This is a genomic window from Phormidium sp. CCY1219 (assembly GCF_055795085.1).
On record NZ_JAYFEQ010000727.1, the window covers coordinates 1 to 8,863 of the forward strand.

General features: G+C 49.3%; 8 protein-coding genes. 6 read left to right on the forward strand and 2 right to left on the reverse strand.

Going from position 1 to position 8,863, the window contains the following annotated elements; all coding sequences use genetic code 11:
* Positions 1-179: 179 nt before the first annotated feature.
* A complete protein-coding gene (locus AC0QH1_RS22015) occupies positions 180-368 on the reverse strand; it encodes a DDE transposase family protein (RefSeq protein WP_324633485.1) in 189 nt (62 codons plus the stop codon).
* Between the two features lie 160 nt (positions 369-528).
* Positions 529-1,410: a prohibitin family protein gene (locus AC0QH1_RS22020; protein ID WP_324633486.1), complete on the reverse strand. Its 882-nt coding sequence runs from the start codon at positions 1,408-1,410 to the stop codon at positions 529-531.
* An 860-nt stretch (positions 1,411-2,270) separates the two neighbouring features.
* Here AC0QH1_RS22020 and hpsE point away from each other — a divergent pair.
* The 6 genes from hpsE to AC0QH1_RS22050 all read left to right on the forward strand — a co-directional run bounded on the left by hpsE (position 2,271) and on the right by AC0QH1_RS22050 (position 8,609).
* Entirely contained in the window at positions 2,271-3,254 is a 984-nt protein-coding gene (gene hpsE / locus AC0QH1_RS22025) for a hormogonium polysaccharide biosynthesis glycosyltransferase HpsE (RefSeq protein WP_324633487.1), read from the forward strand.
* Positions 3,255-3,262: 8 nt separating this feature from the next.
* A complete protein-coding gene (locus tag AC0QH1_RS22030; RefSeq protein ID WP_324633488.1) occupies positions 3,263-4,345 on the forward strand; it encodes a nitroreductase family protein in 1,083 nt (360 codons plus the stop codon).
* Positions 4,335-5,498, forward strand: a complete 1,164-nt coding sequence (locus tag AC0QH1_RS22035) for a polysaccharide pyruvyl transferase family protein (protein WP_324633490.1) — start codon at positions 4,335-4,337, stop codon at positions 5,496-5,498. Before AC0QH1_RS22030 ends, AC0QH1_RS22035 begins: the two co-directional genes overlap by 11 nt.
* A gap of 269 nt (positions 5,499-5,767) precedes the next feature.
* Positions 5,768-7,069: a tetratricopeptide repeat protein gene (locus AC0QH1_RS22040; RefSeq protein ID WP_324633492.1), complete on the forward strand. Its 1,302-nt coding sequence runs from the start codon at positions 5,768-5,770 to the stop codon at positions 7,067-7,069.
* A complete protein-coding gene (locus AC0QH1_RS22045) occupies positions 6,961-8,172 on the forward strand; it encodes a CHAT domain-containing protein (RefSeq protein WP_324633493.1) in 1,212 nt (403 codons plus the stop codon). The genes AC0QH1_RS22040 and AC0QH1_RS22045 overlap by 109 nt, the downstream gene beginning before the upstream one ends.
* The gene (locus tag AC0QH1_RS22050; protein WP_324633494.1) at positions 8,169-8,609 is read left to right on the forward strand and encodes a hypothetical protein; all 441 of its coding nucleotides are present in this window, start codon (positions 8,169-8,171) and stop codon (positions 8,607-8,609) included. The genes AC0QH1_RS22045 and AC0QH1_RS22050 overlap by 4 nt, the downstream gene beginning before the upstream one ends.
* Positions 8,610-8,863 lie beyond the last annotated feature (254 nt).

The window sequence follows — 8,863 nt, forward strand, 5'->3', positions numbered from 1 at the left end:
GCTCAGCCTGGGAACGGCCCTCCCGAGGCTCCGCCTCCCTCACTCGCGCCGCAAAATAATTGACCCCGATGGACTCGTTCCCAGGCTCAGCCTGGGAACGGCCCTCCCGAGGCTCCGCCTCCCCCACTCGCACCGCAAAATAATTGACCCCGATCGCGGTTAGTTGAGCGGCGATGGTATTACATCGGTTTGCATTTCCCCGCCCGAATCAATCCCACTCGACGGGCGATCGCTTCTCCCGGGGAATCAAACGGTCCCCATTTTTCCAGGATGTCTGGGGTTTCCTTGTCCTCGACTTGGGCGATCGGCACAATATCGCAAGTTCCCCCTTGCCGCTTGACAATATAGCATGTTTGTGTATTGTCCATTCTCACCTCCAACCATTTTCCATCCACCATTTTACTCCCCCAGTGGATGGGTGCGGCACCCCCCAGGGTCGATTTCTCCTCGTTCCCCCCCCCTGGGGGGAACGCCGCGATCGCCGTTCCGCAATACCGTGACCACGGCTGGAAAACCCCTAGATTCTCCCTAGGGTTTCACCGTCACTGGGAACTGAGCCTCACGGGTGGAATCTCCCATAAAAATAATCTTCGCATTCTCGGAATTCGACAGCTTATCTGTGGCTTCGATCCGCTTCCACTCCAGGAACTTCGGGGTGATTCCTTCCGCGACGATTTGCTGGAAATCGGCAATTCCCTCCGCCTCGATCCGCTTGCGTTCCGCTTCTTGGCGCTCTTTTTCCAAGATGAACTGCATCCGCTGAGACTCCTGCTGCGCTTGCAACTTTTCTGCGATCGCTGCTTGCAGGGTATCCGGAAGCACCACATCGGTTAACAGCGCCTCCTCTACCACAAATCCCAACGGCGTGAGAGAGGCGCGCAGTTGTTCGCGCAATTGCGCCGTCACTTCATCGCGGCTTTCCGTATAAACCGCTCTAGCGGAATAGTTGGAAGTAATTTGGCGAACAATGGAACGAAAGCGGGAAGTGACAATTTCCGTCTCGTCAGTGCCGATGGTTTCGTAAATATCTGCAGCAACTTTCGGATCTAATTTGTACTGCAGGTTCACTGCTAGGGTGACGCTGACTCCTTCAGAAGAAGTAGCGGTGACGGTTTCTCGGATATCGCGCATGCGGGTGGAAAATTTCACCACCCGCCCGAAGGGATTGACCCAATGCACTCCGGGAGATAGACTTTGTTGCGACACTTTGCCAAATACTTCTAAAACCCCAATCGTCCCCGTGGGGATAATCGCAAAGGTTTTCAATAAGGAAGCACTCGCCGCAATAATACCGATGAGCAGCGCCACCGTGCGGATGGTGTTTCTCTGCTTTTCATCCGCTAATTTTGGCCCGACAAGGGCAACTAAAATCGAAAGGAGACTGGTTAGGGTTGTGGCAATAAATGTCATGGACTTACCTCAAGAAACTGAGAGAAGGGGACAGGATTGAATCGATGTTGTTCGGTGGTCCGCATGCGCCTGATTGACGATTCATTTTCTCCTAGGAGAGAGATGTCGGTTAAAGAAACCATAGCTGGTGCTGTTGTTTCACCCGTTTTTCTGGGTGTTCCGGAAACCTCTCCCCCCCCTCAGCTCCCACCCATTCCCCTGCTACCACCCTCGTGCAATGGGTAAATTGTATCACTTGTGGTTTTTACTTTGTATAAAAAACCACAAGTTTGGAAAAGGTAGGGTGCGGGAGGCGGTTCGCCCCATCTGCGATCGCATCCTCCCCTCTTTTTCGAGAAAAAGCATTATCGATACCCTCGACCATCGTATTTTTTTATCGGCAAAATATTTCCCCATCTCCGCTTCATTTACCCCCGTTCGGATTAGCGAGTGGTAAAATTTTCACTTGCATTTTTGCCTAGAATTTACCACCAGATTATTGAGCTGGACAGAGATTTCTATCATACCCGCTTTAACGGCATAACAGCTTACTCATTGGATGCTATACTACAGGGTTGCATTTTTGTCAAGTGCGATGAATACAAAATTAGCCCACCCTCTCCTGAAAATCAGCTAAATTTATGGGATTAGGCGGTTAAGCATTTATGGGTGAATTTTGAGGGGTTCGGGACTTTACTTTTCTTGAATGTAAACTTTTGTTTCAAGGTTCAGCATTTCTGGGTAAGACTTGCTAAAATAACCATGCTGGCTAACCGTCAAAAGTGGATAATCATTTTGCACAGATGAAACAAGCCGACATGCTTGTTTTGTCTTCCGGGTGACAGGGGGAATTTTAGATCGGAAAAAAGTGGCTCAAAACTATGGTTGATTTTACAGTTGCTATTCGGGCTTACAACGCAGCAGACCGTTTGCCTGAGATTTTGGAGAAACTAAAAATCCAGGTAGGCACCGAAGAAATTGACTGGGAAATTGTCATTGTCGATAACAATAGCCAGGACAATACCGCTCAAATAATCGCTGACTACCAATCGAACTGGCAAGAAAAATTTCCTCTCAAGTATTTTCTCGAACCTCGGCAAGGATCCTCAATTGCCAGACGAACGGCAATGGAAAAAGCCCAAGGGTCTTTCGTTGGTTTTTTGGATGATGATAACTTGCCGGCACCAGACTGGGTTGAACGGGCGTATGCGTTTGGGAAATCACATCCCAAGGCGGGTGCTTATGGCGGACAAATTCACGGTCAATTTGAAGGTGAACCGCCGCAAAATTTCAAAAAAATAGCAGTATATTTGGCCGTTGTCGAACGAGGTAAAACAGCGTTTTGCTATAACGAACACAAGCAAAACGTTTTGCCACCTGGAGCTGGAATTGTTATTTTAAAAAAAGCATGGCAAGAAAGCGTTCCCAAAAATTTATTCCTGACTGGACCGGCGGGAAAATCCTTGTCTCTCAAAGGAGAAGACATGGAAATTTTATCTTATCTGCAAAATGCCGGATGGGAAATTTGGTACAACCCGGACATGAATCTCGAACACCAGATACCTTCTTGGAGATTGGAGCGGGATTATTTAATCTCCCTGGTGCGTGGTGCGGGGTTAAACCGACATCATATTCGGATGATGAGATTGAAGTCTTGGCAAAGACCTTTGGCATTTTTAACCTATCTAGTTAATGATTCCCGGAAAGCTCTAGTTTACTTTCTGCAAAACGCTAATCGGCTAAAAACTGACACGGTAGCGGCTTGTGAAATGGCACTTCTGTTAAGCATTTTAGCGAGTCCATTTTATATCGGCAAAGTCAAGTTATTGAAAAAACAATCTCAATCTAAAGAGTTGCAAGGATGAATTAATCGATGAAAGACAAAATTAAATCAATCATCCCAGAGTCGGGTCTCACCTTCCTCAAGTCAATCTCGGATAGACTCGAAAAAGGTGTGTTGAGTTGGGTGGTGAAGTCAAGAGTTTTGAGTGCGTTTTACTATGCCTTGATTTCCAATAAGTTTAGCCGCGAAAATCAGGCGGTGATTTATGGTAAACTAAAATATTATGAAGAGCTGCAATCGAGTTTAGAGAGTCAATATCTCTTAAGGCGAAATATTCATCGTCTGGAAAAAGGGATTATTATGAAAAATCGGCGGGATGTGTTTGCGGTTGATTATATTGAGGAAACCGTGGAATGTTACGAGTATGCGGTGTTAAGCAAAAACAAAGATATTTCGGATGCACCTGAATTGCAATGGGCGAATGATGTGCTAGACAATTATTTTAGTATTGTGGCGTCTCATCCAGGGATTGACCGGGCGAAAAATAGATTTTTGGCACTCTGTAGTCAATCCCAAGAGGGAACCAAGCGCATTCCCTATAAGCGAGAACTGAGCAATCCACCGCCTGTTGCTTATGAAGAGTTTTTGCAACTGTCACATCGACGGCGATCGGTGAGGTGGTATTTGCAAAAAGCCGTTCCCCGGGATTTAATCGATCGCGCAATTTTGGTCGCAGCACAATCGCCAAGTGCCTGCAATCGCCAACCGTTTGAATTTCGGATTTTTGATGAACCCGAAATGGTCAAGACAGTGGCATCAGTTCCCATCGGAACGAAAGGGTTTAGCCATAATTTCCCGGCTGTTGTGGTCGTAGTTGGCAAACTCAGAGCTTATTTTAGAGAAAGAGATCGTCATGTGATTTATATTGATGCAGCATTGGCTTCGATGTCGTTTATGTATGCGTTAGAAACCTTGGGTCTCAGTTCTTGTCCGATTAACTGGCCCGATATAGAATCCTACGAAAAAAGGATGTCAAGGTTGCTTAACTTAGAGCCAGATGAGCGGGTGATTATGCTCATTTCTGTGGGCTATCCCGATCCGGATGGCATGGTTCCCTATTCCCAGAAAAAATCACTGGATTTACTTCGGAGGTATAACTCAAATGAAATTTGAAATTCTCGGCGTAGATTTCATTAATAAAGGCGGCGAATTAATGACCCATGCGGTGGTGCAACATTTTTCTAGTTTGGAAAAAAATGACATCGTAGCCGCCCATCTGCGAATGGGAAATTTTAAACAAAGGGAAGAAACTGGGTTATATCATTTAACCTGGGCTTATGTGGAAAAAGTGCCTGCGCTTGGCCCGATTATCAATGGGTTTAGTGGTGTGCTACCGCCACAATTACGCCACTCTTTGAAACTGATTACAGCAGACGAAGTGGGGGCGGTTTTAGATGCATCTGGGTTTACATATAGCGAACAACAGGGAGCCAGGATGATAGAAATCATGGCGAACCGGATTGCGCGGCGGAAACAAGAAGGGAAAAAGATTATCTTGTTACCTCAAGCGTTTGGACCGTTTAAGTCCCAGCGGGTTAAAAACGCTTTTATCCAGATACTAGAACATTCCGACTTGATATTTGCCAGAGATGAGGTGTCTTATCAATACCTGCAAGAAATTAAAGAGTTGGCAAAGCATTGTCCGCTCATCAAAATTGCACCGGATTTTACCAACCTAGTTAAGGGAAAAGTGCCGGAATACTTTCCTACAAATTCGCGGAAGGCTTGCATTGTTCCCAACTATCGCATGGTACAACGAACCAGCAAAGAGGTTAAAGGTAAATACCTGGAATTTTTGGAGTGCTGCATTAAGTTTCTCCGCGAAAAAAAACTCGAACCCTTTGCGTTAATTCACGAAACCAGCAAAGACTACGAACTGGCTTTGCAACTGCAAGAGCGAGTGGGAGGAACCCTGGAAATTATTCAAGAACCATCCCCTTTACATATTAAAGGAATTTTGGGCAATTCCTTTATCGCGATCGGGTCTAGATTTCATAGCTTGGTGAGTACCCTGTCTCAAGGCGTGCCTTGTTTGGGTACCGGCTGGAGTCATAAGTATCAAATGCTCTTTGATGACTACAACTGTCCGGAGTGTTTGATTTCTCCCGTGGACTCGGAGGAGAAAATATATAAGGCTCTGGAGGCTATCATCGAAGAACCGAGTCGTGGGGATATTATGCGTCGATTGAAGACAGCAGGTGAAGCACAAAAAAAACTCACTTCCCAGATGTGGCAAGAGGTGGAGCGCCTTCTTGCGGAGGATTGAAATACCGCCGAGGCAAACCTGAGCCATTTTGAAGCGGGCGATCGCAATCGCACTTGGGCAAACCTTAGCGAAGCCATGCCCGAAGCCGGCTATAGTCCGCCTTTGCAGACTATTACCTGGTTCCCCGGCTAGAGCCGGGGAACCACCCACGCGAGGCTCCACCTCCCCGGGAATCCAGGTACCGAATGGGCACCCGAACTGAGTGAATTGCCTATTTTCCATTGCCCACCCTATAATTAAACAAACCAGAGTCCAAAGGAGAGGAGCCGATGTTCCGCAGGATATGGCAGGCACTTGTGCGGCTGTGGCGGCGCTGGTTTGGTTCCCCGGAACCGCCACCGCCACGGAAACCGCCGCAACCCACCCGCACCGATGCGGAGTGGGAACAGGTATTTTTGCAGGTACTCGAACAAGTCCACAACGGCGCGAGTCGCGTACACCTGCGCGGCTTTTTTATCGTCCACAACATCCGCGAAGCCGAGTTGCTGGAGTGGTTTCGTCACTTTTGCAGCACCCTGGAACACTCCGAAGCCCCGAATGTAGAACTGGGACGGCGACTGCTGCAACTGAGTCAACTGGATATGGCAGAACTGTCGCAACTGGCGGGACAGATGGGGCGGAAGCTGCAGGGGACAGAAGTGCCGCCACCCCCTCCGCCACCTCCCCCCCCACCTCCCGGAACCTCACCAAAGGTCAACCTGGAAATCAGTGGAGAGGCAAAAGCGTGGTTCAATCGAGGGCTTCAGTTATACTTGGCCGGGAAGCTTCCAGAAGCGGTAGCTTGTTTGGATAGGGCGATCGAGATTGACCCGAACTCTGTATTATTATGGACATGTAAAGGTGAGGTGCTATATCATCTAGGGCAATACTCGCAAGCGGTAGCTTGTTATGACCGCGCGATCGAGATTGACCCGAACTGCTACCTCGCCTGGAATAGCAAGGGCACCGCCCTCAGGGACTTAGGGCAATACTCGCAAGCGGTAGCTTGTTTTGAGCGCGCCATCGAGATTGACCCGAACTCCCACGACGCCTGGAATCGCAAGGGCATCGCCCTCAGTGACTTAGGGCAATACTCGCAAGCGGTAGCTTGTTATGAGCGCGCCATCGAGATTGACCCGAACTTCCACGACGCCTGGAATGGCAAGGGCAACGCCCTCAGTCACTTAGGGCAATACTCGCAAGCGGTAGCTTGTTGTGAGCGCGCCATCGAGATTGACCCGAACTACCACGATGCCTGGAATGGCAAGGGCATCGCCCTCAGTGACTTAGGGCAATACTCGCAAGCGGTAGCTTGTTATGACCGCGCCATCGAGATTGACCCGAACTACCACCTCGCCTGGAATGGCAAGGGCATCGCCCTCAGTGAATTAGGGCAATACTCGCAAGCGGTAGCTTGTTATGACCGCGCTTTAGCACTCACCCAGGAGCAATTTTGGCAAGCATGGGCAAATGTTTGCAGTGGATGCGGCAAAATCGCTATCGGCGGCAAACTCCCAGCGCCAGCTACGAAGACATGCAGCAGTTGCTCGATCGCGATCGCGCTTTGCTATACTGGCATATCAGCCCGGTAGCTCTCACTACGTTCTTGCTGAAATCCGGGGAACCGATGGAGGTGCGAACTCTAAACAGCCGCCAACTCCTGCAGTTCGAACAGTGGATGACCCGGTGGCGGGAGGGGTATGGCGAGTATGGAAAAGCCAGCAAAGGCACATCGACCCCAGGGGAGGGGGAAACCCCGCAGCAGCGGAATATCCCCTGGCGCAAGACAATGGGTGAGGCGCTGGGGGAACTCTCTCACCTGTTGCAGGTGCAGCAGTGGTTGCCCCTTCTCACCGATGTGTCTCGTCTGATATTGATTCCCCATCGCGACTTGCATCTGTTACCCTTAGAGTCTTTGTTCCCCGGATTCTGCTGCACCCGTCTCCCCAGCGCCCAGGTGGGGTTGCAGTTTCCCGCCGGGGAGGGTTCGCCCACCACCCTGCTGCTGGTGGAAAATCCGGAACGCAGCCTATTTGCCTCCATTGAGGCGGCGGCGATTTCGCGAGAATATACCACCAGGCGCGCCGCACCGGTTACGGAAGCAACGGTGAAGCAGGAACTGCGGGCCGGGGCGGATATTTTCCACTTCACCGGGCACGCCTATCACGATAGCACCCAAAGCGATGCCTCTTGCTTGCTTCTCCCCGAAAATCAACGGCTCACCTTAAGAACGTTGTGGGATTTATCCCCCTTACCTCCCTATTCTCTGGTGTCCCTTTCCGCCTGCGAAACCGGCATGACGGGCACAAAGGATTTAATCGATGAATTTATCGGCTTTCCCAGTGCGTTTTTGGCCAACAAAACCCGCTATGTTCTCAGCAGTCTTTGGCGAGTGGAAGATATTTCCAGCGCAATTCTGAAAATAGTATTTTATCAGCATTTCCACAGCGGCGTCCACCCTTCCCTCGCCCTGCAGCAGGCGCAGAATTGGCTGCGAAATGCCACCTATGCCGACTTGGGGACATTTTACGCCGAATTGCTGGCCAACTTGCCCCAGGAATGGGACCGAGACAGTCGGTTTTTCTTGGACATGGAAACCCAACGAGTGCAAGGCAAATTTGATACAATAAAAGAGCCGCCCTATAAACATCCTTATTATTGGGCGGGATTCACCCTGCATGGCGATTCAAGATGATGAAACCTACTGAATTGAATTTATCCGGAACTCCCGCAGAACTCACCCTGAAAGCATTTTATCTGGCGTTGTCGCGCTACGAGTCCCCCCTCCCTGCGGCACAATGCGATCGCATTCAGGAGATTGCCCAGAGGATAAAAGGGGGGGACAAGGAGGCAATTTCTCAACTCCGTATCCTGGCGGAAAACAATGAGGAATTTTACCCGATTTTCCAACAAGCTTATTTGGATTTGCGGGAGTTAGATGCGGAACAAGAACGGGATAAGTGTTTGCCCAAGCTCGAGGAAAATGAGCCATTTTGGCAACCGGATGGCATTTTGGAAAATCTGTTAGCTGGTAATTCTCAAGACCGTGTTAAACAAGACCGGGAGTCGAAAGGAGGCGGTTTTCTGCGCTGGTTGAGTCGAATTGAAATTAAAATTCGCATCAAATCTTAGAATAGTTAGCCCGCCAGGGACTAAAAGTCCCTGGCTAATAGCTAAAGTCGTCTAAAGACGACTGGTAAGCAAGGGTGTCTATTCGGTACATTTATTGGCTAGGAGGCGGTAGCTTTCGTGGGGTGCTTCTGCTGAGCCTGGGAACGAGTTAAATGAGTTTAAATGATGTTAAAAATAATTAGTCCGCGAAGGCGGATTTGGTTTGCAAAGGCGCAATTTCAATTGCCCGCTTCCGATTCTTCTTCGATTAGTCC

Coding starts and splice junctions, on each gene's coding strand:
- AC0QH1_RS22015 (WP_324633485.1), bottom strand. CDS start 368: ATGGACAATACACAAACATGCTATATTGTCAAGCGGCAAGGGGGAACT.
- AC0QH1_RS22020 (WP_324633486.1), bottom strand. CDS start 1,410: ATGACATTTATTGCCACAACCCTAACCAGTCTCCTTTCGATTTTAGTT.
- hpsE (WP_324633487.1), top strand. CDS start 2,271: ATGGTTGATTTTACAGTTGCTATTCGGGCTTACAACGCAGCAGACCGT.
- AC0QH1_RS22030 (WP_324633488.1), top strand. CDS start 3,263: ATGAAAGACAAAATTAAATCAATCATCCCAGAGTCGGGTCTCACCTTC.
- AC0QH1_RS22035 (WP_324633490.1), top strand. CDS start 4,335: ATGAAATTTGAAATTCTCGGCGTAGATTTCATTAATAAAGGCGGCGAA.
- AC0QH1_RS22040 (WP_324633492.1), top strand. CDS start 5,768: ATGTTCCGCAGGATATGGCAGGCACTTGTGCGGCTGTGGCGGCGCTGG.
- AC0QH1_RS22045 (WP_324633493.1), top strand. CDS start 6,961: ATGCGGCAAAATCGCTATCGGCGGCAAACTCCCAGCGCCAGCTACGAA.
- AC0QH1_RS22050 (WP_324633494.1), top strand. CDS start 8,169: ATGATGAAACCTACTGAATTGAATTTATCCGGAACTCCCGCAGAACTC.